The sequence below is a fragment of the Akkermansiaceae bacterium genome (assembly GCA_024233115.1).
In the GTDB taxonomy this organism is placed as follows: Bacteria; Verrucomicrobiota; Verrucomicrobiia; order Verrucomicrobiales; family Akkermansiaceae; genus Oceaniferula.
In genome coordinates this window covers 132,644-157,393 of the sequence record JACKQB010000001.1, presented here as the reverse complement: position 1 = coordinate 157,393, position 24,750 = coordinate 132,644, and the positions used below count along the sequence as shown (strand labels likewise).

Genomic DNA, 24,750 nt, shown 5'->3' with positions numbered 1-24,750 from the left:
GCGTATTCAAAAAAACCAAATTCATCGTCTTACCCTATTCATCTCAAACACAGCCTTCACCTCTCCCTACCGCTTGGTATTTCTTGGCCTTCGTAGCCTTGGCGTAGTAGGTGGAGTTTAAAACTTAGAACTTAAATCTTATCAATCTGATCCTCACCAACCTGCACGGCCTCTGGGCACTTCTCGGTGTCCCCTTGATCGTGTTGATCCACTTTCTCCAACGCAGGGCGAAGGTGGAGCTGGTGAGCACCCTGTTCTTGCTTCGTCAGGCCCAGCGCGAGTCGACCAGCGGCAGGCGGTTTGATCGACTGGTCAATTCCGTCCCGCTCTGGTTGCAAATCCTTGCCGTCCTGTTAGTCACCTGGATACTCGTGCAGCCCCGTTATGTGAAGGCGAAGTCGACCCAGCGTATTGCCATCGTATTGGACAGCTCGGCATCGATGCGCGTTTTCAAGGACGGGATTGCGCCGGCGCTGGGAAAAGAGATACCGCGGCTCAAAGGCAACGCGGCGAACATTGAGATCTGGTTGCTGGAATCGGACCCAGCCAAAACAAAGATTTACCAAGGCAAGTCCATTGAGGATATGCTCAGTGCCTTGGAAAAATGGACTCCGGGCTCCGGAGCCACCGAGCCAGCCAACACCCTCCGGGTTGCCCGCAGCCTCGTGGGGGCGGAGGGCGCCATCACCTATATCACAGACACCCCGGCAGACTCGCCGTTGCCCTACAACACCTCCTGCGTCGCCATTGGCAGAGCCACTGATAATTGCGGTATCACCGGGGTTGGTTTTAGCCAAAACGGCAGCGACCTTATCTGGCAAGCGGTCGTCCGCAACTACTCGGATTCCGATCAAACCCGCACCTGGCATCTAGAAACCCCTGAGGGGCGCAGCAGTGAAAAAACGATCGCACTCCAGGCGGGCCGACTGGCCACCATCCAGGGCGCCTTTCCCGCCCAGTTCGCTCGCATCCGCGTAGTCCTGAGCCATGACCCCTTTGATCTGGATAACAGCATACCCATCGTCCGGCCCGATCCCAAACCACTCGTCGTCTACTCGTCCCTGCCCAAGGAATCCGCCCGCCTCAGCGACCGGATGCTCAACAGCTTTCCCAATCTGAAACCCGCGCCTAACAAAGGCGCCGCCGACCTCATCGTTACCCCGACGGAAACCACGCCAAGCCAGAACCACCTCATTGTTTCGCCGCAGGACAAGGCCAGTAACCGACCCTACCTGACCGGCCATATCGTCGCCACCAAGCACCCGCTGACAGAAGGGCTCAACTGGCAGACGTTATTGGTGCGTGCGACCATCTCCCTGCCGCACACCGAATCTGATGATATCCTGCTCTGGCAGGGAAACCGGCCACTCATTTACCTTCGCCAACACCCGACATCGGGTAAACAAGCCCTGGTTCTCAATTTTGATATCAACAAATCCAACGCCTTGCAACAACCCGCCACCGCCGTGCTTTTGCTCCGGTTCTGTCAACAATTGCGCAACGAAAAAATTGCGCCTGAAACACGGCTCACCGAAACCGGGGAACCTCTTGAGCTCACCCGACACAAGGGAGCGAGGGCCGAACCCCTTGTCTTCACGACTCTCGACCTGGAAGGCAAGGAGCTTGCCACAAAAAAAACAGACCCCTCCGTCAGCCTCTTGTCGGCTCCGGACACTCCCGGTTTTTACACCATCACCCAGGGCAAAGAAACCTTGCTGACTGCCTCGGCCATTTTCGCCGATACCCGTGAAGCCGACTTTTCCAACTGCTCGACGGACAACCTTCCCGCGTCGACCCTAGCCAGCGCTGTCGACCGCCACACCCGCGACGACCACCTCTGGCGCGTCTGGGTGTGCCTCGTTCTCGCCGCCTTGTTAGGTGCCTGGCATTTTACAAAATCACGACACCCCAGCCATCAGCCATCTACGAAAGACTAATCTCCCCCCCTCGTCGACAGGTCGCCACCTAACAGAACACTCTATTCCAGCCGCTCCTTGACCAGCTGCCGCATCGAGTAGAGCCGGGTCTGCTTTTTCCGCCACCCCACACCGCTCAATGGCCGCGCCCCGGTCTTGCGTTTTTCACTGAATCTTTCACGGGCCTCTTTGAACACCTTGTCGACAAAGTCCCGACTACCAAACGTCACGCCGTCGCTGAAATACCGGACCCGGCACCTCAACGCCTCGCCAATGCTCAGCTTGCCACCCTTCGCCAGCACCTTCTCCACGTCCTGTCGACGGAAGCCTTTCCGCACTTGTTTGACCCCGCCTCCCGTTTCCCTCCGCTCGGCGAACACCTCCTCGCCATCCGTGAACAGCATCATCCGGTACCGCTCCGCCACGCCGTCGCCCCAGCTCTGCAATGGCCTTGCCCCCTCCCTTTTTAAATTAAAATCATCCGCACCGGCCAGGATCCTGCAATACCCGTCCCGCGCCAGCTTCCGGCCCCGTTTCGCCGTCGGCTGCATCGCCTCGCCATACGAACTCCACTTGTAGTCCTCGGGTTTCTCCACCATCCCCGCCCGGATCGGGTTGAGGTCGATGTAAGCCGACATCACACGCGCCGCGTAACCATCCTGCACCAGCACACTCTTGAACCGCCCCTCCCACAAGGTTCCCTTACGCGCTTTCTTGCCGTTATACCACTGGGTGAACCGCTGCTTGAGCCCCTTCATAAACGACGACAGGTCGTGCATGCGCCGGGTGTATTTCGCCTTGAACTCCTCCACCGCCGCGTCCGCACCCTGCCGCCGAAGCCGCCGCACCATTTGCTCGATGTCGAGGTAATACAGCTTCGAATAAATCGTTTTCATCCGCTTCAGGAACTCATCGTCCCCCATCTCCACCGCCGCCCCCCGCGCCTTCGGCGGCACCTCCACCAGCAGGTGGAAATGATTGCTCATCACGCAGTAGGAAAGCACCCGCACCCCGCAAAACGCCTCATACTCCCGCATCATGCGCACAAAAACATCCTTCTCATCCCGCCCCAACACAAACCGCCGGTCGATCACCCGGGAAACACAGTGATAAACCGACGCCGAAACCTCGGCGGAAGGGGATAGAAAACGTGGCTGATACATAGCTGGAAACGGCTGACTGATGGGAGACTACTCGGACAAAGCACCAAGGTCAACGTTTATTTCTCTTCAACAGGACAGACCTTTTATTATTTGGGCACAAGCAAGGGGCAGACTTTTCGATTAATCGCTCTTTTATGCTTCGTACTCGGTATTTTCATCCCTAGATTCCCGACTATGAGCTTCACCGCCCCCGAATGGTTTTTCCTGCTTCCCGTGTTTCTTTTGCTCGGGCTGGTGTGGCGTGGGCTGGAGCTGTGGCGGCCGCTGCGGCTCCTACTGCTGCTAGTGATCACCGCTTTACTGGTCGATCCCAGAATCAGCAAACAGCAGGACGCCCTGGATCTCTGGGTGCTGTTGGATCGGTCTGAATCGACCGAAGACCTCATCGACAAAGGGCTGCCCGAGTGGAAAAAGCTTCTGGAGCGCTCCAAGCCATCGCGCCACGACCGCTTACACTTCATCGACTACGCGTCGGAAGTGGTCGAACAGAAACCCGGCACGGAAACCGCCGTCTATACCGGCAGTCGCAAGCTGACCCGCAGCAATCTGGCGATTCAAAATATTCTCGCACTCGCACCCGAAGACCGGCCCTCACGTATTCTTGCCTTCACCGATGGATATTCCACCGAACCTCTCGCGGAGGCGGCTGTCAAATTGTCCCGTCAAGGCATCCCGATGGATTACCGCCTGGTCCGCGAGGAAACCACCGATGATTTCCGGGTAGCCCGCCTTCACCTTCCCGTCCGCACCCAGGTCGGCGAGCCCTTTGTTCTGGAGGTGACCGTCAGGGGTTACACCGATGCCGAGGTACCACTGGTCATCAAACGCAACGGCCAGACGCTCTCTGAAACCAAGGTTAAAATCGTCAGCGGCACCGGCAGGGCTGAATTCACCGACCGGATTTCCCGCACGGGCTCCTATGAATACAGTGCCGAAATCCAGCCGGAAAAAGATGCCCACCCAGGTAACAACAGGATGGAACGCTGGCTCGAAGTCGTCGGCGGCCCGCGCGTTCTGTTAGTCAGCAAATACATCAACGATCCACTGGCAGCCGCGCTTCGGGACCAGGATTATGATGTACAGGTCGTCACCGAGCCAGGCAGCCTGAGGGTGGGCCAACTTGCTGGCGCCCGGTCGGTCGTTTTTAACAACGTGCCGGCCTTCGAAGTCCCCTCCGCGTTCCAGGACGCACTGAATTTCTATGTGCGGGAGCAGGGCGGCGGGTTCATGATGGTGGGCGGCAAGCAGTCGTTCGGCTCCGGGGGCTACTTCCAATCGGCGATCGACAACCTCCTGCCTGTCTCCATGGAGCTCAAAAACGAACATCGCAAACTCTCGGTCGCCATGGCAGTGGTGATGGACCGGTCCGGCTCGATGGCAGCCACCGCAGGCGGAGGGAAAACCAAAATGGACCTCGCCAACACCGGTGCAGCCCGCGCTGTCGAATTGTTAGGAATAATGGACCAGGTCTGTGTCTTTGCCGTCGACAGTGAACCCTACCGCATCGTGCCGCTCATCGAGATCAAGGATAAGAAGAATGCCATTATTGGAAAAATCCGCCGCATCCGATCGCAGGGTGGTGGTATCTATGTCTACACCGGCCTCAAGGCAGCGTGGACGGAGCTTAAGAAATCGACCGCCGGCACGCGGCACGTGATCCTCTTTTCCGATGCCGCCGACTCCGAAGAGCCGGGCAAATACAAGGAACTCATTGCGGAGATGACCAAGGAGGGATGCACCATTTCCGTGATCGGGCTGGGAACGCCCAAGGATGCCGACGCTGCTTTTTTAAAGGATGTGGCCAAGCGGGGCAATGGACGATGTTTTTTCACCACCCGCCCAGCCGAGATTCCGCGGCTGTTTGCCCAGGAAACCGTTACCATTGCCCGCTCGGCCTTTGTGACCGATCCTGTCGGAGCCAAAGCCACGGGAAAGTGGAGTGAAATATCCGCCAAGCCATTTAGCTGGCCATCCGAGGCCGATGGCTACAACCTGTCCTACGCCCGTGAGGATGCCACCACTTCGCTGGTCACCACCGACGAGTATCTGGCCCCTCTCGTTGCCCACGCACGGCGTGGCATCGGCAGGACTGCCGCCGTCTCATTTCCGTTAGGCGGCAAGTATTCGGAGAAAATACGCGCCTGGCCACAGTATGGGGACTTTCTGCAAACCCTGACCCAATGGTTGATGGGCGACCAATTACCGCCAGGTATCGGACTGCGCCATCGGCTTGAAGGCACCCGTCTAACCATCGACCTACTCTATGACACCGAGGAATGGTCACAGAAATTCGCCATCCAAGCACCACGCATCCGCTTACTCAATGGTGAACATGCCGGTACTCCGTACGAGGTGGCATGGAAACGTATCGCACCTGGCCGGTTCTCCCTGACCCAGGATCTTGAGGAGGGGACCTTGGTCCGGGGTGCCATTCAAACCGGCGAACACGCCATCCCCTTTGGACCTATCATCGTAGGATCGAGCACCGAGTGGGCGTTTGACCCGGATCGCCTGGCCGAGCTGCGCTCCGTATCTGCACAAACCGGAGGCAGGGAGCTGCTCGACCTTTCCCAAGCATGGCTTCGTCCACCGGTGATTCATCAAGCCGATCTGCGTATCCCGCTGGCGATTGCTGCCCTGCTGCTTATTTTACTCGATGCCCTCATCACCCGTACGGGGTGGAAGTTACCCAAACCCTCACTTGTATCATCACCTGGCAAATCAAAGGCAGGCAATGGTGCCCAAAAAACAGGCAACAAGACGTATCAGAAGACGCATCAGGAAAGCGTCTCCATCGACGCAAAGTCAACCGAGACCACAGCACCGGTGGTCAAGCCTGATACCCCGTCGCCACCTGCGCAACCGCAGTCAACCAAGGCACCAGCACACCAGGAAACAACAAGAAGTTCGAGATTCGACCGTGCAAAACGCCGAAAGTGAATTATCTTGGTGCCGATGACCACCGCCCATCCCATCGCATTAACCATCGCTGGATCGGATTGCTCCGGCGGCGCAGGTCTTCAGGCCGATCTGAAGACGTTCCAGAGCTTTGCTGTGCATGGACTCAGTGCCGTCACCAGCATTGTGGCGGAAACCCCTCTGGAGGTCCGACAGATCGAACCGGTGGAGATCCCCCTGTTGCAAGCCCAACTGAATATCTTGCTGGAAACCTACCCCATCGGCGCAGCCAAGACGGGACTGCTGCCATCACGCATGTGCATCATCGCCGTCTCCGAGGTGGCTGAAACTCTCAAAAAACGAGGCATCCCTATCGTGGTCGATCCCGTGATGATCGCGTCCACGGGAGCCTCACTCATCGATGGCGATACATCCAGCATCCTGACTAACAGGCTACTCCCCCTATCAGCACTCGTCACACCTAACATCCCGGAGGCTGAAGTTCTGTTAAACAGGAAAATCACCACCGAAGCCGACCTCGAAACGGCGGCGCGTGACATTGCCGGACAATTTCAAGTTTCCTGCCTTGTGAAAGGGGGACATCTTCCGGGCGACTCCGACCGACTCGACGTGCTCTGGCACCAGGGCGAAGCCCACCCGTTCAGGCACCCTTATGCAAATATCCCCGGAGGCATCCACGGAACAGGCTGCACCCTTTCCTCCGCCATCACAGCCGGTCTCGCGCTGGGACACTCCATGGAAAAAGCCGTGCCAGATGCCATTGAATACGTCCAGGGGCTTATTCAATCGGCACACACCTGGAAGCATTCTGGCAAGAACAACGGCATGAGCGTCCGCTGCCTTGGTTGGTAAATAAAAATAAATATGTGACCCGATTGCCATTCGCCAGAATCCCGTCACCCTGCAACTGCATAATAATTTGGCAACCTTAAATATTAAACACCCCTGATTGCTATCTTCGTTTTCTTTGAACACGGGGACTGACGATGCTGTCACATAATAAAGCCTGCCATTCGGGCGCAATTATTGATACTTGATACCTATGAGAGACTCCTACCCCACCCCCTCCCTCTTGAAGAGGATCGCCCCGATGAGCCTCACCCTTATTTCCTGCTCGCTGTTTCTATCCTGCGGCAACTTCAATGCTTCAGGTGTTTCCAAGATCGCCAAGAAATCCGTCAAATCGGTGGCCAATCTGATTCCCAGCCGATTGCCCGTCGCCGAAGTCCGGCCAAAAGACCTGCGCAAGATGCCGACCGGTGCGGACCGTGCCCTCGCATGGGACAGACACCTCGACTCGCGTCGTTACGTGTTTTTTGCCCCCAAGCATTATAAAGCGCCCAAGCTTCCCGACGACCGCACGCTGCCCACCGAGGGAGGGATTTTGCCCCCTCTCCACCCAGGACAGGGAACATCCCTGGAGGGCCGGGGCGAGCTTCCGGCAAACTAGGGAACCGGGCATGCTCACTTTGTTTCCATCCTAAGCACACCATCCCAGGTTTCCGCAATCGTCGGATTCCGGTCGATGTGTCGAAGCTGGCTCTGGTAAAACATAACCATACCCGCGAAGGGGCCATCCGCGTCGAGGAGGGCCAGTGTGTCAGCGGCCTGGCTGAAATCACCTTGTTGGAATTCGACCAGGAATTTTTGGAAATGGCTTTGTTCAGTATCCGAACCTCGCCTGGGAATACGGAGTTCGACCGCTTCCTCGCGGCCTTTCACCCGGATCGCACCGACACCTAACCAATCTTGTTGCCCGGGCAGCAGCGCGGTCACGGATGAAGTGACCAGCAGCTCGACCCCCATCGCCTTGGTCATGCCTTCGATCCGGGAAGCCAGGTTGACGGTATCCCCGATAACGGTAAAATCGGTCCGCTGGTCGGAGCCTATTTCACCGACTATCGCCTCACCGTGATGGATACCCACCCCGATGCGGAATGGTTTTTTGCCCTCATCTTGCCATCGGGTATTGAGTTCTGACAAGGCGACTAACATTTCTTGAGCCGCCGCCACCGCCGCCCCGTTTTGTTTGGCCAGATCACCACCGCCCAGAGCTCCCCAGGTCGCCATGATGGCATCGCCGATGAATTTATCCACTGTGCCGCCGTGGGAAAAAATCACCTCGACCATACGGCCCAGGTACTCGTTCAGCTGACTGACCAGCTCCACTGCGTCCTGGTGCTCGGAGCGGTTGGTAAAGTCGCGCACGTCGGCAAAAAGCACGGTGACTTGGCGCCTGTTGCCGGAAGCCGCCCGATAATACCCCTCCGGTGCCTGCACAATGGCATCAGCCACATCGGGAGACATGGATCGCTGGAGCTGGCGATGAAGTTGCTGGCGCCGGGCACGTTCCGTCATCGATTGCCAGACAATGGCTCCGGCAAAACCACCCAGGGCGGTGAAAACCGCCGCAACGCTCCCTAACAAAATATCATCAACCGGCACTGCCACATACTCCACCACCAGCCAGACCACGAGACAGACAATCGCGCAAAGCAACAAAACCGACGTCCTGCTCCACCGCAAGGCACAAAGCATGGCCACACACAAACCAGCCGCAAAGAGAAGCAAGGAATACTCTGCACCACCACCTAACAGACCTTCCTGATACCATGCATCCGCCCGTAATGCGGTAAGCACCTGCATGTGGAGCTGGACTCCATAAACATGTCCGCCAACCGTTTCATGACTGTCTTGAAACAAGGGTGTGGTCGGTCCGATAAACACGATTTTATCCTTAAAATAGGCACCTCCTTGATATCTCCTGTCCCAGTCCTCTTTTACAAACAGGGTATGCAGGCTGGATGGCCGGTAGATCGCGGACGCATTCTGCCCCTCCAGCGCCATCTGGAAACGTTTGCGGTCGGGCGGCACATGCACACCTATTTTTTTTGCCGCCGCTGCAGCCAGTGAATCAAACACCGGTTCATCAGGGTGTGGATAGGCCCCGTTCATTTCGCTGTATGTCATCCTGAAATCAGCGCGCCGCACAATTCCATCCTCCACATCAGGCCTGAAGTTGACAAACCCGGATGCCGTCTCGTTGTCCAATGGCCCCAAAAACCTGTCGTTTGGCTCAACCACACGCACCTGGCCACCGTCTTCGCCGGGTAGAAACGCACTGGCGAGCACCACCTTGTCGCGGTGTTTTGCCAACACGCGCTCCAGAGCCGCATCCCCCTCTTCGTCGAGGTCGCCACTGAGCACTACATCCACTACAATCAACCTCGCTCCGGCCGTCGCCAGGCGGTCAATCACCTCGGCATGCACCTTCCTGCTCCACGGCCACTTTTGCTTCATGCCAACGAGTGCAGGTGACGCATCCACCACCTCATCCGGCATACTGTCCAGTGCCAGGCTGTCAGCATCAATACCGAGCAGCACCATGTCGGGCCGCTGCTTCAGTCGATGGTCCGTCCTCGCCCAATGGTCCTGCATTTCCCGCATGACCATCACCAGGCCTTTTCCCGTCACCGGGATCACCCAGAGCATTGCAAAGCAAAGCCCACACACCAGGCCGGCCACCATCCGCTTGCAGGCATCGCTTTTTAGCCAGGTTTCTTTGGGGCTGTCTTGTTTGCTTGTCATGCCATGTCGACTTGGGTATCCTAACGCACGTTACGTAATGTAACCATGACAACCACATTCCTACCATGCGAAAAATCACCCACCTGCGCGCGCTCCCAGGCGCCCTGATCCTCCCCGCGTTGCTCTGTTCATCCACTTCCCTGTTCGCCATCGACGCGCTCTCACCCGTTGAGCGTTTTCTGGGCAGCGACTATGACCCTGATGAATACAGTGACATCGACCTGAACCAGCAAAAGCGATTTGCTCCTGCAAGCCCCGCCGACTCCGACCTGGGCGACCAGCTGATCCTCAAGCGTTACGACAGCCGCGACCCGCTGCGCGTCGATCTCTCCACCCACCTTTTCTGGACCGACAACCTGGCCAGCGCCAGCCTCGGCGAGCAGGACGGCTTCATCTGGCAGACACGCTTGCTGGCAAGCTGGAAACCACGGATCGGCAACAATCTCTTTGCCGATGTCACAGGTAGCCAGAATTTCTATCAATATGACACCTTGAGCTTCCTCGACTTCGAACGCACTGACTTACGCGCCGGCCTGGTGAAAATCACACCGGACTTCTTCGACATGCTGTTTTTCGCCCGCTACGAGTATGCACGGGTCACCGCAGGCTCGTTCAGCAATGACATTTACGACGCCCACCGGATCCGCGCCGGGGCCCACAAGGTGTTTCTCAGCCAGCCGAAGCACACTGCCTACCTTGCTTTTGATTTCGCCCACGATATTTCCACCAGCCCGAGCCGGTTGGAAAAAAACGAATACAGTGCCCACCTCGGCTACACCTATCAGATCAGCGATAAAATGCGTGCCGTGTTCTACTACCACCTGTCGCTGTATGATTACGACCAGGCAGGGCGTGAAGACTACAACCACATGTTAGGTGCCGAACTCTACTGGCAGCTCTCCCATTCGACACGTCTCAGCGCCTCGTTCACCTATGTTGAAAACGACTCCAACCTCCCGTTCGGCGCGGCCGACTACGATAGCGTGCAAGGAGGCATCGGCATCGGATTCACCAAGACATTCTAATTGACCAGGAGAAAACGCCCTCCCCCACTCTGTGCATATACCGATTACCAGCACGTCAAACCATCATTTACAACGCCATGAAAACCACTTTAATGCTCGCAGCCAGCCTTCTCACCGTAGCTGGCGCTCACGCTGAAACCTTGCAGTCAGCCAAGGTGACCACCAAGGTCAACGATGTCCGTATCTATCAACCCCAGAAATCGGGTCGACAGGCCAAGGTGGGCGACAGCATCAGCGGTCACACCTCCGTCCAGACGGGTCGACGCTCACGCGCCGAGCTGATGTTCCAGGACCAAACCATCACCCGTCTCGGAGCCAACTCGACGTTCAGTTTCCGCCGGGGCAGCCGTGACATCAACCTGAACTCGGGCTCGATTTTATTGCAAGTGCCCAAGAGTGCCGGAGGTGCCACCATCCGCACGGCCACCGTCACCGCCGCCATCACCGGCACCACCTTGCTGATGGAATACAATGTGGGCAAGTGGGTAAAACTGATCACGCTCGAAGGCAACGTCGCCCTTAAGATCGGCGACAAAGGAGCCAAGGGAGGCCTTTCCGGAGGTGCCAAAGGTGGTCTGTGGGGAGGTCCCAGAAAAGTAAAAGTCCCCGCCGGACAAATGATCATCATGCGCCCCGATGGCGAAATCATCACCAAGCCGGTGGATGTCGACCTCAAACGTCTGCTCGCCACCTCCCACCTCGCCGGCAACAAAACCTTTGGCCCCCTTTCTCCCGAGGCGCGCCGTCACATCGCCAAAGCGGTGGCGGCCCAGGAACAACTCAAGCGCAAGGGCATCCTTGTCAGTGAAAACCAGATCGAGCGCCACCCCGGCTCAAGTGCCACCGAGCACCGCAACACACAACGTGACATCCACGACCACCATCATGATGATTACCAGCAGGAGTATTATGAGCAAGAAACTGCCGGGCAGACGACCCCTACCGGTGGTTCACAAACATCTCCATCCACCGGCCTGCCAGTAACCGCCCCCTGATCGGATCCGTACGCTGCTTATCACCCGTCACTATGGCAGAATTTCAAAACGATTGCGACCTGGTCGCAGCAGCCCTAAAGGGTGATGTAACCGCTTGCGGAAAAATCGGTAACAAGGAAACCACGCGTTGGCTGCATGCTGTGCTCATGAAGCGCGGAGCCAGTGCCACCGAAGCCGCTGATATCACGGCCGATTTAATGGCCGATTGCTTTGGTGGCAAAAAAGGCAAACCTCCCCTGCTCGAAAAATACAACGGCCAGGGAAAGCTACGGGCGTTTCTGACCAGGGCCGCCATCAATCGCCTGATCGACTTGAAACGCCACCAGAAGTTCGAAGGGCAACTGCCGACCCGGAACATCGATTCACCACCTGCCGATGAGTTCGACCTGCTGGCAGGTGAAGATTCCGAGGAGCCCGAACACGACCAGCTGGTCGGCCTCATCCGCGATTCCCTGTTATACGCATTCACCCAATGTGACCCACTCCATCTCGTGCTGATGCGCCTGGTTGTGGTTTATGGCGTCCGCCAGGAGCTGGTCGGCACCCTTTTCGGATGGAGCCAATCCAAGGTCAGCCGCGCCATTTCCTCGGTGATGACCACCATCAAAGAGGAAACCATGGCCGAGATCAAACGCGCCGACCCATGGCTCGAACTTGAATGGGAGGACTTCCTCAGCCTTTGCAGGTCGTCGACAGGGTTTCTGGTCGGTGCCCCCACGGAGAACCCGCGGTCGTGACCCGTCCGTTTTCCCATTCAAATAAAAATCCAATTATCCGCATATTTCCCGCATACCCATTCCCGGTATGCGTCAATCAGGTGAACCAACCACTATCCACACGATGAACAAGCAATCACCCGCCCCCACCACGGCCAGTTTTAAAGACATCTCCGATTTCATGAATGCCTTCGCGCCGGAGGTAAGCGGTCGCTCCACCGATGCCGTCACCCCCGAGCTGCACAACAAACTCGCCTCCCTTGCTGCCGGCCGTCTCGCCGAGAACGAAGGCCGCGACATCTCCAGGGAGCTCCTTTCCAACGAAAACGCCATGAAAACCCTCGCCGACCTCCTCACCCAAAATCCCTGACCCCTGACTCTCCCATGATACCGGAAATCGACGACGCCACCCGCTCGCTCCTGCAAGAGGTGCTCAAGCGGTCATGCTGTGTCATTCATTGTGAAAACAGTGCGATGTGGCTCAGCGAGGGCGACCACCTCGTACCGGTGCTTGGATTCGGCCCCCACGCTGGAAAATTTGTCGGCAGCTACTCACAGCCCCTCAGCGAGGGCATCATCAGCATGGTGCACGCCTCCGGCCAGCCATTCTGTGAAAACCACATTCACCGCAACCCCCAACACAGCTCCCGACTCGACCAGCAGCTCGGCATCCAGACCGATGCCATGATCGCCGTCCCCGTCATTTCCAACGGCGAAATCATCGGCGTCATTACCTGTGTGCACACCAGCCCGGCCGGACAAGCGGGTATCACCCACTCATTCCAAGCCTCGGATATGGCCGAGCTTGAATACGCCACCGCCCTGGCGGGCAGAGTGATGGGGTCGATCCGATCAATTTCTGGCTGACTGTAGAAGGCTTGGAAACATCTTTTAATGTCACCCAGTGCCCCTGCGGCCACACCGCCCGCGACATCGCCGTAACTACGGGAGGACACAGCGGCACCTGCCAGACATTCCGCTTCAGTCTGCTTTTTTAATCGGGCGATTTGACCAGCAACAGCTTGCTGACCCGACCGGTGGCGTTCCAGTCCTGCACGTAGAGGTTGCCGTCTTTGTCAAAACTCAGGCCGTGAGGGGCTGTGAAGATACCTGGTTTCTGGTCGGCTGGTTTGACTTGGAAGCCGGCCCATTGTTTTTTATTGGGGTTGTCGCCTACCAGCGAGACAGGTTTTCCCTCTTTATCGAGGATGACGACGCGTGCTTCGAGCTCGGCAACGGCACAGTAGTCGCCGTGGAAGGAAACCGCGCAGGGGCGGCGCAGTCCGGTGGCGTGTTCGCCGATCCAGTTGCCATCGAGATCGAGGTGGACGAGTCGACGCTTTTCACGGTCGCATACCAATAACCGGGGTTTGCCAAAGCGCAGGTCGATGCCGAGACCGTGGCAGGTGATGAATTTCTGTTCCTCCTTACCGCGTCCGCCGAAGGTCTTGAGGATTTTACCGGCCTTGTCGAATTTGTGGATCAGGTTGGAGCCGTAGCCCATGCTGACGAAGATCGAGCCATCGGGGGCCACCGCGATGCCGGTGATGCCGTTAAGTCCGCCCGGGATCTCGCCGGTGTCTTTGTTAGGGATGGTCATGATGATGTTGCCATCCAGATCGAGCTTGAGTGCGCGGAGGTTTTGATCTTTGTTACCACCCAGTTGTGCGCCATAGATGAATTCCTTGTCGCCTTCGCTGGCGATCTGCATGCCATGGATGCCCTGTACGGAGGGTGTCATGGCCTTGACGAAGGTGCCGTCGGGTTTGAAGACACACATTGCCTTGTCGCCGTTGGTGCTGACGTAGATGAGGCCCGCTTTATCGATGACAACGCCACCGTGTGTAGGGCCAAGGTTTGAGCCGTCGGGCAGCTTGCCAAAGCCGGGAACCGTCTGATAGGTGAATGCGCCTTTGCCGGTGTGGAGGACTTCGGTGACCTCTTTTCCCTTGGGGGCGTGATGATGACCTTCATGCGCTTGAACGAAAGCGATGAGGCCCGTGGCAACGATGGCAATGGTGGTTGTTAGTTGTATCATGGGTTATATGGTGTTGGCTTTGTTGGTATCCACTGTAAACGTGGTAGTCACGAAGGATATTTCATCAGGGGGCATCGCCAACTAAATAATTTCCAGCTTACCGAATTATTTGGCCCACACAGTGTTTACAAGAATGCGTTCTACGATTTGGCAGTTGTTGGGTAGTGTTGAAATATCGTAGTTCAACTCACCGTCTTTTTCGCTGCCGTCGCTATGCCCCACAAGCGACAACAGAGTGTAAGGGTTTGTTGATTCCGGATCGATTGATGCCGCATAAATCAGTGATGGGCTGCCGTCACCGGGGAGATTGATTTCCACATAGAGTATGAATGCTTCTTTGGCTTCGTTCAGCGCATTGTCGAGCAGCCATTGGTGGTTAATGGTCGGCTGGGAGATGAGGTCGGTAGTCCCTGCGGGGTCAATACCACAGACGTCCGTGTAGCGGTGACGCCAGACGGGGAGGATGGTTCCACGGCGCGAGTCCTTCCCTTCCCACCTGTGGAATTCGCTGTATTTGAGGGAATTTGTTAGGTAGAGGGTTTCGATGATGGTGCCTGACTTGGTTTCTGCCCAGATTGCCACGGCGGCCCCTTTCGGATTTGATTTCCAGAGTAACTCGAGATCGAGTGATGCCCCTGAGGAAGTCAGCTTGGTCGTGCGGATAAGGCGGTCATCATGACGATAGGCCACGGAATCCTGTGAGCGGAAAATGGAAGCATGGTTGCGTTGCTCGTAGCTGAGCGACATGAGGTGGGAAACGCCCGGCGCGCCATACCAGGCCGCCGCCCAGACTGTGGAGCAGACGATGGCGGCGACGAGCGGTGTCAACCATGCCCGTGGATGATTGCGAGGTTTAAGAATGGCCCGTAGGTTCCTTGATTTATCAAACAAGTGGAAAAGGATACAAATGCCTAACAATGCTCCTGAGATGATATGGAGCCGACTCAGGTGCAGGTCAAAAGCAATGAAAAAGCGCAAACAACCCGTGCCGAGTAGCACGAGAAAATTAAGTAACATCGTAGTATAGAGAAAACGCTTCATTCCCGGATGAAGTGAACGTTACTCGAAACCTATCAGCTTACGAAGCTCATTGATGTGATTCTTTGCGATGCCGCGTGGTGTGGTGCCGTGTTTTTTGCAAAGTGCCGCTGCGTATCCTGTTGCTACTCCCATCTGCCCACAGGTAAGCATCACCCGGGGGCCGCCCAGACCGATATGGGAACAGCTGAAACAACGTCCCGCCATCATCAGGTTGGGGACATCCTTGGAGTAAAGTGAGCGGAAGGGAATGTAGTAATGCCCCCTGAGCTTCATGAACAGAGCCTTGGAAATGAAATCGACGATATAGCCCTTGAGGCTTTTCTGGTAGTGCACGTCGATTTCCCGCTTTTCTTCCACCACGGTGTCGGGGAAATTTGTCAGGCTGGTGACATCTTTCATCGTGTAAAGATGATCCCCCATGATCCTTCGGGACTCGCGCTTACCTGCAATAAAGGCGACCCACTCGAGCTTGAGCCGGGCATTGGCCGGATTCTTTTTGACATTGGAAAAATTGCCATACACGGCACGGAACATGTGGTCGCGGATGGCTTCGGCATCGTCGACCTGATGCCTGTCGTTAGCGGAATACTCCCAATACCATTCACTTTTCTTTTCCGCGTAGGTCTTGGCGACGTCTTTCGCCCATGGGGTTGCGGGGAACTGGCTGGCTTTATCCGATGGCACACTGCGCCACATCACCGTGGTGCCCATGACGCGGTTATCCTTTTTATCCGGGCTCCAGAGGTCGCCGTATTTATCCCAACCTTCATCAAACTCGTTTTTTGACTCCCTGCCATAGCGGCAGGTGGCACCGGCCTTGAAACCAACAATGCCATCACCGGAGCAATCGATAAACTGGCGGCCCTTCACGCGAATACGCCGATGCGACGTATTGCTGCGCGCCGCCACGCTACGGATCGATTTTCCATCCATCGTGACTTCGGTAACAGAGTAGTCCATGAACAGGGTGACGTTCTTGGCTGCTTCGAGTGAAGCGTGGCGTTTGGCGTCATCCTTGATGGCGTCCGGTGAGTTGTTAGGCCAGTGTTTGGTGTCGATTTTTTTGAGTAAACGGGCGACCTTGCCGTGGATTCCGAGTGTGTGCACCCGGACTTCCTTACTGGCGTTGCCGCCGAGCACTGGTCGGTTTTGTATGAGTGCCACTTTGAGCCCCTGTTCATCGGCGGCGAGCGCGGCACCGCAGCCGGCGATTCCGCCACCGACGATGACGAGGTCGAAATCGTGTGTTTCATCGATATCACCCCGGAGTGAGCCACCATGCTGCCGATTTCTCCAGGCCCCGAGGTCCTTGAGGTCGGTGGGTGGTATGCAATCGGCGTTTTCAGTGAAAAAGACAGCGTCGCATCGACCTTCGAAGCCGCTCAGGTCAACCAGTTCGAGTTTCGCCACACCCTTGGATAACTGCACCGCGGCTCCTTTTTGCCACGCCCATCCGTCTTGTGTGCCGAAGATGGTTTTGTTGACGACTCCGTCGATGGCAAGCTGGAATCGACCGGGGGCTTCCCAGGGGCCGGGACACCAGTTCCTGGTGCGGACCCAGGCATGGTAGGTTCCCGTTTTTTTGACAGTGATCTTTGTTGAGGCGTTTGCCACGGGTTTCCCCATGCCATGGGCGAGCAAGTAAGGTGAGCCCATTTGTTCGATAAATTGTGGATCGACCACCCAGCCACCGTGGTCGGCGAAGCTTACGGCATCGACCAGGATATCATTCGGGGCATGGTTTGCATGGGCCGCAGATGCATCGATGGCACCCGGAGTCAAGGATGAGGCACCAAGGATTTTCAGAAAATTGCGTCGTTGCATGATGGTGGGAGGTATTAGTGGATACCGAGCACACGGCAGGATTCTCTCATCCCGGTATCTTATTGAGCCGTTTCCACCGCAGAGGGCTCCGCTTTTTCCGCGGCTCGCTCCTTGTCCTTCTTGTTCTTGATGGCATCGATTCCGGCGCCCGCCGCTTTACCTGCTAGTCCGACGGTGGTGGTAGCCACCTTGCCGACGACTTTGACCGGCACGGTAACCAGTGCGCAGGAGCCTAACGTGAGAATCGTGACAGAGGTGATGAGGATGAGTAATGGTTTCATGGTTTAAATGATAGGCTTGAATGACAAATCGGCCGAGTGACCAGGCATCAACCTGTTTTTGTTAGGGTGTCTTCTTGTTGGCATCCGCCGGAGGTGCTGGCTTCTTGGCTGGTGGTGGTGGGGGAGGATCAAGGATATTGAGTAGCGCGACGATGGTTTTTGACTCCGGAATGTCGTCGATAGTCTGGCGCGCTTCCTTCAGTGTGGCGATGGCGAGAGGTTTGTTGCCTGTCTCACGAAGGATATCGGCCGTATAGAGCCACTGCCTCAAGCGGTCGGACTCCTTGATGTGTTTTTTGCCCGCAGTCTGGAAAAAGGCGATGGCGACCTGGTTTTGCTGGTGGTCGCGATGCCACAGACCCAGATACTCGTAGAATTTTCCGTTGGCTTTGGCGGCAGCTGCGGTGCGGAGTTTTTTGACCATGGTATCAGGGTCGTTACCCCAGCTCTCGTTGGCGAGGCGGATGGCGCGGTAGTCGCGATCAGCCGCCTCTTTCTGGCCGCTTCCGTCGAGGTGGAGAAAAGGCCGGTATAATGGATCGCCTAACACAACATTCTGCCAGGACAGGGCGGGGATCGCCATGTAGGCGGCCTCTACCAGCGAGTAACCCTTAACGAGCCGGTCATGGAGGACATCGAAGTGATGGGTCAGCTGCAGGTAGGGCTCGTAGACGTTCCCTACGGTTGCCGCGGCACCTTTGGCGAGTAGCGGGCCGGTCCAGTTTTTGTTGGCATCGCGCAGATTGGATGCGCTGTAGGAGTGAAGGTGGATGGCGACGGCGCCCCGGCGGAACTTGAAGTCCTTGTTGAGAAGCGGCCCGTCCCTGTGGGTGGTGTACCAGCCGTAATACAAGGCGGCATCATTCATCGGGTAGTTGGTCGTGAATGTTTGTTTGTTGCGATCGACGACCGTCGGGATGCCGGTGGTGCCATTGAGTTTGGCGATACTTTCCAGCCACTGGTCGCCAGCTTCGTAGCCCCCGCCTTTTTTTGCAAGATCCAGGTAACACATTCCCCAGAGGCCACGCGCCTCGGTGGCGATGGCGTCACCGATCATGCGTTTGCAAATGGTGAAGTCGGGCCCGTCAATGCGCCCGACCAGCAGCATGTAGGGTATTTTGCTATCTGCAAACGCACTGTCTTTGTTGTAGTAGGGATTGTTGAGTGGGCCGAGGGTCGGCAGGCCGTGGACACCGAACATAGCCAGCTCGGAGTCGACCGCGGCTTCGTTGTTGCTGGCAAAATGCGCAGGCAGCTTGGGGCCAGATTCAGCTTGTTCGGGAGTGATAGCTTCCCGCTGGATTTTGAACGGCACACCACGCATACAGACCAGGGTGGTGATTTTACTTGAGGTAGGTAGCCGGACTCCCTGCCGGTCGTTTCCCAACGTCCACCAACCGCGGTCTGAAAAGACCTTCCTGAGTGGATCGCGCAGGGTGGTGTTGTATTGTTGGCGGGTGATCTGGTCATTTTCCGGCAGCGCCAGACCCACCAGGTTGGCTGCCGGAATCTTTCTCATCTGGGCATAGAACTCTGCGAGATCCTTTGACTCGGGGATGTTGCTGTTATAGAGGACTGCAACGCTTTCGGGGGCAATGGGAGCTGCGTTGGCACCTGGGATGGCTATTGGGATGGCAAGGCAGAAGATGTAGAGTATGGCTTTCATGGATGAATGGGAAAATGAAGTTTAAGCCCGTCGTGGGCGAATTGGAAATGACCGGGAAGCTCGCTTACGGCCTCACGGACGTCAAGTTCATGTGAGAGGTGGGTGAGATAGACTTTTTCTGCCCGCAGGCTTTGGCCGGTGGCGATTGCCTCGCCGAGGTTCATGTGGGTTGCATGCTCGCGGTGATGCAGGGAGTCGATGACGAGTACCGGAATGTCCTCGACCAGCGGCCAGCTCGCGTCGGGGATGGTTTTTACGTCAGGGAGATAGGCGATCGATGGTGTTCCCGGGTAATCAAAGCGATACCCTTGCGTGTCCATGTTGCCGTGAAGCACCGGAACCGGGGTGATGGTTAGTTTTCCCAGGGCAAAGGGTCCGGTGGTCTCGATGGGGGCAGGTTTGATGTATCCCCGGTAGGTATTGGTTGGCAGGAAGGCCCAGTCAAAGATCCGCTTGATCTCCTTCAGGCAGGCGGGCGAGCCATAGAGTGGCAGTGGGGCCTCACGGTGCCAGCAAAAGGCACGCAATTCATCGAAGCCGGTGATATGGTCAAGGTGGGCATGTGTATAGACCACCGCATCCACCCGGGTGAGCTTTTCACGCAGGGCCTGCTCGCGCAGATCCGGTCCGCTGTCGACCAAAACCGAAAATTCCGGTGTCTGGAGATGGATCGACGACCGGGTCCGGGTGAGTCGTGGATCTTCGGAAATACAGACTTCACAGCCACAACCGATGACCGGAACGCCGGTGGACGTACTGGTGCCGAGGAAGGTGAGAGAAATTTCAGGTTTCAACTTGGCCAGACCTTGGCATAATTACACCCACAACGCCAAGGAGATTGGCAAAAGAAGATTATGCTAAGTTTACTTAAAATCAAAAACCTCGCGCTCGTCGACGAACTTGAATGGCATCTGGATACAGGGCTGGTGGGAGTGACCGGTGAGACGGGTGCCGGGAAATCAGTCATTGTGGGTGCCTTGAAACTTGTGCTTGGAGAACGGGCCGAAAAGGGACTGATCCGTACCGGCGAGGCGAGCTGCGTGGTCGAGGCTGTTTTCGACCTGCCCAATTTGCCACAGATCAACGCTGTGTTAGAGGATGGCGGACTGGAAACCTGTGACGACGGACAATTGATCGTGAAGCGTGTGATCGGCCAGTCGTCTAACAAACAATTTGTCAATAATTCACCCGCCACTCTCGCTGTGCTGAAAAACCTCGGCGAATACCTTGTCGATCTCCATGGCCCCCACGACCACCAGGGTTTGCTCTCGACCGATCGCCAACTCTCCATGCTGGATGCCTATGCGGGACTTGTTTCCGTTAGTGCCGACTACCGTGTGGCCTGGAGAATTTGGAGGGAAAAATCCGATGCCCTGCAAGCATTTCAGGCCTCCGGCAAGGAAGGGGAGCGGGAGCTCGATCTCCTTCGTCACCAGGTCTGGGAAATCGATTCAGCGCGACCGAATCCCGACGAGGAGGAGGAGCTGGAATCAGCCTATCAACGCGCCTCAAACAGCTCCCGACTGGTTGAGCTGGCAAGTAGGGCCATCGGGTTTCTTTCGGGAAGTGACGAGTCGTTGTTAGAACAGCTGGGGCATTTGCAAAAGGTCAGTCGTGATTTGGAAAAACTCGATCCCGCACTGCGCGATACCCTGGAGGGGGTTGATAAAACCGTGCTTGAACTCCAGGAAATGGAGAGTGGTCTGACTGATTACCTCGATGACCTCGGCACCGAGCCGGCTGAGCTCCTCCGGCTTGAGGAACGGATCAATACGTTGGAAACCTTGAAACGAAAATATGGGCCGACCCTGGAGGATGTGTTGGCCCATCGTGAGCAGGTGGCGCAACGCCTGGATGCGGTGGAGAATCGTGCCGAGCACTTGCAGCAGCTCCAGGATGAGCTTGATGCCGCCCGGGCCGAGGCTGACAAGCTGGGTATGAAGCTCAGTCAGAAGCGGCGCAAGGAGGCACCGCGGCTGGCCAGGGACATCGCCCGCCATCTCAAGGAACTCGGCTTCAAGCAGGCCGCCTTCGAGGTGCGGCTGGTGCCCCACAGTAAACCCCAGGCGAGTGGCCTTGAAGATGTGGAGTTCGAGTTCGGCCCCAACCCCGGGGAGCCGTTGAAGCCGCTCAGGCAGATCGCATCCAGCGGTGAAATCTCCCGTGTGATGCTCTCTGTAAAAAGCGCCCTGGCCGAGCAAGATGCCACGCCCTTGATGGTTTTTGATGAAATCGACGCCAATGTCGGTGGCGAGATCGCCCGCGCCGTAGGTGAGAAAATGGCCCGTCTGGGTGATCGACACCAAGTGGTGGCCATAACCCACTTTCCCCAGGTGGCTGCCGTCGCCTCACATCACTTTGTGGTCAGCAAGGTGGTCGAAGACGGAAGAACCTGTTCCCGACTGGTCGCGGTGCAGGGAGAAGACCGTATCTGTGAACTGGTCCGGATGCTCGGAGGGGGAGGTGGCAAACAGGCGCGCGCAATGGCCGAAAGTCTGCTGGGGTAGGCGGGGGGAATCCCTGCCTGGCTTTAACGCATGGTTGGGGCCACCTTGGTGTTGAACAGCCTCTTGAAATTGGCCCGGCTCGCCATGCTGTTTTCCGCCTCTAACACCTCCACATCCCAGGCCAGGCTGCGGTCCATCTGATAGGCATGGAAATCACCCTTGAGGTGGAAGCCATCGGACGCGGATACCTCGATGGTATCGGTGCCGTCAGCAAATTTTCCATCCTTGAAGTTGATGGTAATCGGGTCCCCGATACTGTTTTTCGAGGCATCGCTAAAATATATCCTGAGGGTTCCGGATGATGAGCCGTCGCCCAGTGTGATCCGTGCGGCGGGAACAACCACCGCGCCCAGTTTGATGCCGGGGGTGTCGCCCGGTGCCTTCCAGTAGGTGACAAACCCGCTCACGGTGGCGTATTCGCCGGCAATCGGGAGATCGAGGGTCTCTGCAAGGGTGGCATCGTTGTTCTTTTGTTTCAGCCAAATGATCCCCCACATGGTCAGGCCCAGGAAAATGACGGCAAGCACCGAAAGTGCAATTTTCTCAGTCGAGCTCAGTGAAAGTTTTTTGAGGGGTTCGGCAAGTGCCTTGAGATCGGTTGATGCCGCAACCGCGCCATCGTCATCAGTGTCGGGCTCTATTTCGTCGATTTCATTTTGTTCTACAAGATCCTCCTTTGCTTCTTCTGTTTCGGGGTTCTCCGGTTCTTCCTCCAGGTCGAACTCATCGAGTTCGCCATGGTCCGGCAGCTCGAATGTGTCATTGGACTCAAGGGGTGCTTTTTCACCCTGTTCAACGTTTTCTGCGTTGGCGGGGACTTCTTCAGCCACCTCGCCGGCCTGGTCTTCTGATGCGTCGATAGAAAGCGGCTCATCGCCACTGGCGGGATCCGGGCTGTCTGTTCTGGCATCGGCGTCGTTGCTTTCCTTGCTGGCGCTGGTTTCCCCGGTTTCTGGAAATTCCTTTTCCGGACTTTCGTCCGCATCATCCCAATCATCGTCAAGGTCCCACAGGTCTTCCTCCTCGATCTGGGAATTGATATCGTGTGCTTTGCGGGGTGATTTTTTATGTTTTTTGTCCATGGCGGTGACCAAGATGGGTAAGGGGAATCAGAAATCGGTAGGGAGGATCATTGATGGATAATCGGTTTTTATCGTGATGAAAAACCGCGTTACCTGCAAGGCCATTGTTTGGCCAGTAGAATTCTTCTGTTCTTTTGCAGCACCATGGCCAGACCGGGCTAGGGCTATAAATCGGAATGGTGGAAATTCGAGCTTGATTTTACAGCTTCGATAGGCGAATGAGGTGCCGTCAACATTACCTATTATAAAGACATGGCCGACAAAGAAGATATTAATCCTGAAAATGTGAAAGGCGCTTTCTACGTAGATAGTCAGTGCATCGACTGTGACCTCTGCCGCGAGACGGCACCAAACAACTTCAAGCGTGAGGAGGACGAAGGTTATTCTTACGTGTTCAAACAGCCTGAAAACGACGAGGAGCGCGAGCAGTGCGAGGAGGCCATGGAAGGTTGCCCCGTCGAGGCTATCGGCGACGATGGGGACTAATCCCAACACTCCCCCCCCTTCTAATCCGGGTGGGGGACAACCCAAAAACAGGTCCCATACACTAGGGGACAGCACGGCGCGCCATCTTGAAAAAAAGGCGCGTGCCAGGATTCTTGTCGAATGGTTGGGTGGTGTCGATCCACCCAACCCGTCAAGGAATATCCACCAGCCGGGTGAGTTTCTCGATCACTTGCTCAAGCAGATCGGTCTGGCCGAGGGGGTCGATGAACAGCGACTCAAAGAGGTCTGGGGCGCGGTTGCCGGCCCGTTTGTAGCCCAACACACGGTGCCCGAGTCGATCCGCGGCGGTGTGCTCGTCCTGCGGGTGTTACAACCGACGATGAAGTTCCACCTGCAGCAAATGAGTGGCAAACTCCTCGACAACCTCCACCGGGAACTCGGCGACGGCATCGTCAAGCAGGTCGTTTTTAAAATAGGGTAAACCACACGCCCTCCGGTCAAACTACGCACATGGTCAAGTCCCGTATACATCACTACGAAAACTGGATATTCGATTGGTCCGGCACCCTGGTGGATGATCTGGCGATGGTGCTCGATGCCACCAACCACGTTCTGCGCCAGTATGGCAAAGGGGAGATCGGACGGGAGGACTTCAGAATGAGTTTCCGCCTGCCCTACTCCGGGTATTACGAGGAAATCCTCCCGGGCGTTCCGCTTTCCGAGCTCGAGGATCATTTCCGGAAAGGGTTTGCCGATTCCGAGGCGTCCGGAGTGACTTCTCCACTGCTTCCCTTCGCGGTGGAATTCCTGAGGTGTCTGCATGCAAAGGGGAGGCGTATGTTTATACTCAGCTCGATGGACGCCGACGCGTTTGGCCGTCATGCCGCGGAACTGGGTGTCGACCACTTTTTTGAAGCGACCTACGCCGGTGTCCTGGATAAGCGCGACCAGATCCTGCACATGCTCGACCTCCATCAGCTGGATGCCTCGCGCACCATTTTCCTCGGCGACATGTGCCACGATGTGGAAACGGCCCGCCACGGTGGCGTGACCTCCATCGCCCTGCTCACAGGCTATCAGAATGTGGACCAGCTGGCAAAATCCAACCCGGATCTCATTGCAGAGAACCTCTCAGAGATTCAACAACTGCTCGAATCCCGGGCCTTTTCAATCGATTGATGAAAAAATCCGACCAGATTTTCATACGTGGTCTACACGTGGTGTGTAACATCGGTGTGCCGGACGAAGAGCGCGCTGAGCCCCAGGGCCTGCTGGTCAGTGCCAGTTTCTCCCCCCATGCATCACCCGGCCCCTTGGCCGACGATATCGGGCGCACCATCGATTACCATGCTGTTGCGACCAGACTGGAAGAAGTCTGTGAGGAAAAACCACGCAAGCTGATCGAAACCCTTGCGGAAGATTTGGCGGCGATGGTGCTTGCAGAGTTCCCCGTGCATAAAGTGACCATCGAAGTGGAAAAATTCATCCTGCCGAATACCCGCTGCGTGGGAGTATCGATTTCCCGCAAGGCCGGCAGGTAGT

23 protein-coding genes are annotated in these 24,750 nt (G+C 56.6%); 14 read left to right on the top strand and 9 right to left on the bottom strand.

Features of this window, described 5'->3' with window-relative positions; translation table 11 throughout:
* Positions 1-194 precede the first annotated feature (194 nt).
* Positions 195-1,937, top strand: coding sequence for a hypothetical protein (locus H7A51_00700; protein ID MCP5534735.1), 1,743 nt, complete (start codon positions 195-197; stop codon positions 1,935-1,937).
* Between the two features lie 41 nt (positions 1,938-1,978).
* Here the strand turns inward: H7A51_00700 and H7A51_00695 are convergent, their stop codons facing one another.
* The gene (locus H7A51_00695; protein ID MCP5534734.1) at positions 1,979-3,079 is read right to left on the bottom strand and encodes a transposase; all 1,101 of its coding nucleotides are present in this window, start codon (positions 3,077-3,079) and stop codon (positions 1,979-1,981) included.
* A 174-nt stretch (positions 3,080-3,253) separates the two neighbouring features.
* Between H7A51_00695 and H7A51_00690 the strand changes: the two genes are divergently transcribed.
* The 3 genes from H7A51_00690 to H7A51_00680 all read left to right on the top strand — a co-directional run bounded on the left by H7A51_00690 (position 3,254) and on the right by H7A51_00680 (position 7,448).
* Complete coding sequence (locus tag H7A51_00690; protein ID MCP5534733.1) at positions 3,254-6,019, top strand: VWA domain-containing protein; 2,766 nt, start codon at positions 3,254-3,256, stop codon at positions 6,017-6,019.
* A gap of 15 nt (positions 6,020-6,034) precedes the next feature.
* Positions 6,035-6,850, top strand: a complete 816-nt coding sequence (gene thiD / locus H7A51_00685) for a bifunctional hydroxymethylpyrimidine kinase/phosphomethylpyrimidine kinase (GenBank protein MCP5534732.1) — start codon at positions 6,035-6,037, stop codon at positions 6,848-6,850.
* Between the two features lie 190 nt (positions 6,851-7,040).
* Positions 7,041-7,448 carry a hypothetical protein gene (locus tag H7A51_00680; GenBank protein ID MCP5534731.1) on the top strand — a complete coding sequence of 136 codons (408 nt, stop codon included), beginning with the start codon at positions 7,041-7,043 and terminating at the stop codon, positions 7,446-7,448.
* A 14-nt stretch (positions 7,449-7,462) separates the two neighbouring features.
* Here the strand turns inward: H7A51_00680 and H7A51_00675 are convergent, their stop codons facing one another.
* Complete coding sequence (locus H7A51_00675) at positions 7,463-9,586, bottom strand: adenylate/guanylate cyclase domain-containing protein (protein ID MCP5534730.1); 2,124 nt, start codon at positions 9,584-9,586, stop codon at positions 7,463-7,465.
* A gap of 65 nt (positions 9,587-9,651) precedes the next feature.
* Here H7A51_00675 and H7A51_00670 point away from each other — a divergent pair, with 65 nt between their 5' ends.
* The 5 genes from H7A51_00670 to H7A51_00650 all read left to right on the top strand — a co-directional run bounded on the left by H7A51_00670 (position 9,652) and on the right by H7A51_00650 (position 13,189).
* Positions 9,652-10,611, top strand: a complete 960-nt coding sequence (locus tag H7A51_00670; GenBank protein ID MCP5534729.1) for a hypothetical protein — start codon at positions 9,652-9,654, stop codon at positions 10,609-10,611.
* A 77-nt stretch (positions 10,612-10,688) separates the two neighbouring features.
* Positions 10,689-11,606 (top strand): FecR domain-containing protein, encoded by a 918-nt coding sequence (locus tag H7A51_00665; GenBank protein ID MCP5534728.1) that lies wholly within the window; start codon positions 10,689-10,691, stop codon positions 11,604-11,606.
* 32 nt (positions 11,607-11,638) lie between these two features.
* Positions 11,639-12,343 (top strand): sigma-70 family RNA polymerase sigma factor, encoded by a 705-nt coding sequence (locus tag H7A51_00660; protein ID MCP5534727.1) that lies wholly within the window; start codon positions 11,639-11,641, stop codon positions 12,341-12,343.
* Between the two features lie 103 nt (positions 12,344-12,446).
* Positions 12,447-12,692 (top strand): hypothetical protein, encoded by a 246-nt coding sequence (locus H7A51_00655; GenBank protein MCP5534726.1) that lies wholly within the window; start codon positions 12,447-12,449, stop codon positions 12,690-12,692.
* 14 nt (positions 12,693-12,706) lie between these two features.
* Positions 12,707-13,189 (top strand): GAF domain-containing protein, encoded by a 483-nt coding sequence (locus H7A51_00650; protein ID MCP5534725.1) that lies wholly within the window; start codon positions 12,707-12,709, stop codon positions 13,187-13,189.
* Between the two features lie 127 nt (positions 13,190-13,316).
* Here H7A51_00650 and H7A51_00645 read toward each other — a convergent pair whose 3' ends face one another.
* The 6 genes from H7A51_00645 to H7A51_00620 form a co-directional block, all read right to left on the bottom strand.
* Positions 13,317-14,360 carry a 6-bladed beta-propeller gene (locus tag H7A51_00645; GenBank protein MCP5534724.1) on the bottom strand — a complete coding sequence of 348 codons (1,044 nt, stop codon included), beginning with the start codon at positions 14,358-14,360 and terminating at the stop codon, positions 13,317-13,319.
* A gap of 105 nt (positions 14,361-14,465) precedes the next feature.
* Positions 14,466-15,377, bottom strand: a complete 912-nt coding sequence (locus H7A51_00640; protein ID MCP5534723.1) for a hypothetical protein — start codon at positions 15,375-15,377, stop codon at positions 14,466-14,468.
* Positions 15,378-15,419: 42 nt separating this feature from the next.
* Entirely contained in the window at positions 15,420-17,225 is a 1,806-nt protein-coding gene (locus H7A51_00635; protein MCP5534722.1) for an FAD-dependent oxidoreductase, read from the bottom strand.
* A gap of 59 nt (positions 17,226-17,284) precedes the next feature.
* On the bottom strand, positions 17,285-17,506 hold the full coding sequence (locus H7A51_00630) for a hypothetical protein (GenBank protein ID MCP5534721.1): 222 nt from the start codon (positions 17,504-17,506) through the stop codon (positions 17,285-17,287).
* Positions 17,507-17,567: 61 nt separating this feature from the next.
* The gene (locus tag H7A51_00625) at positions 17,568-19,172 is read right to left on the bottom strand and encodes a TIGR03790 family protein (GenBank protein ID MCP5534720.1); all 1,605 of its coding nucleotides are present in this window, start codon (positions 19,170-19,172) and stop codon (positions 17,568-17,570) included.
* Entirely contained in the window at positions 19,169-19,882 is a 714-nt protein-coding gene (locus H7A51_00620) for an MBL fold metallo-hydrolase (protein ID MCP5534719.1), read from the bottom strand. The genes H7A51_00625 and H7A51_00620 overlap by 4 nt, the downstream gene beginning before the upstream one ends.
* A gap of 144 nt (positions 19,883-20,026) precedes the next feature.
* Here H7A51_00620 and recN point away from each other — a divergent pair, with 144 nt between their 5' ends.
* The gene (recN, locus tag H7A51_00615) at positions 20,027-21,679 is read left to right on the top strand and encodes a DNA repair protein RecN (protein ID MCP5534718.1); all 1,653 of its coding nucleotides are present in this window, start codon (positions 20,027-20,029) and stop codon (positions 21,677-21,679) included.
* 23 nt (positions 21,680-21,702) lie between these two features.
* On the opposite strand, the gene H7A51_00610 is transcribed toward recN, so the two are convergent.
* Positions 21,703-22,761 (bottom strand): hypothetical protein, encoded by a 1,059-nt coding sequence (locus tag H7A51_00610; GenBank protein MCP5534717.1) that lies wholly within the window; start codon positions 22,759-22,761, stop codon positions 21,703-21,705.
* Positions 22,762-23,013: 252 nt separating this feature from the next.
* Between H7A51_00610 and H7A51_00605 the strand changes: the two genes are divergently transcribed.
* The 4 genes from H7A51_00605 to folB are packed head-to-tail and all read left to right on the top strand — an operon-like array spanning position 23,014 to position 24,749.
* Positions 23,014-23,247, top strand: a complete 234-nt coding sequence (locus tag H7A51_00605) for a ferredoxin (GenBank protein MCP5534716.1) — start codon at positions 23,014-23,016, stop codon at positions 23,245-23,247.
* On the top strand, positions 23,237-23,689 hold the full coding sequence (locus H7A51_00600; GenBank protein MCP5534715.1) for a DUF721 domain-containing protein: 453 nt from the start codon (positions 23,237-23,239) through the stop codon (positions 23,687-23,689). The genes H7A51_00605 and H7A51_00600 overlap by 11 nt, the downstream gene beginning before the upstream one ends.
* A 29-nt stretch (positions 23,690-23,718) precedes the next feature.
* The gene (locus H7A51_00595; GenBank protein ID MCP5534714.1) at positions 23,719-24,387 is read left to right on the top strand and encodes an HAD family hydrolase; all 669 of its coding nucleotides are present in this window, start codon (positions 23,719-23,721) and stop codon (positions 24,385-24,387) included.
* Positions 24,387-24,749, top strand: coding sequence for a dihydroneopterin aldolase (folB, locus tag H7A51_00590; protein ID MCP5534713.1), 363 nt, complete (start codon positions 24,387-24,389; stop codon positions 24,747-24,749). Before H7A51_00595 ends, folB begins: the two co-directional genes overlap by 1 nt.
* Position 24,750 lies beyond the last annotated feature (1 nt).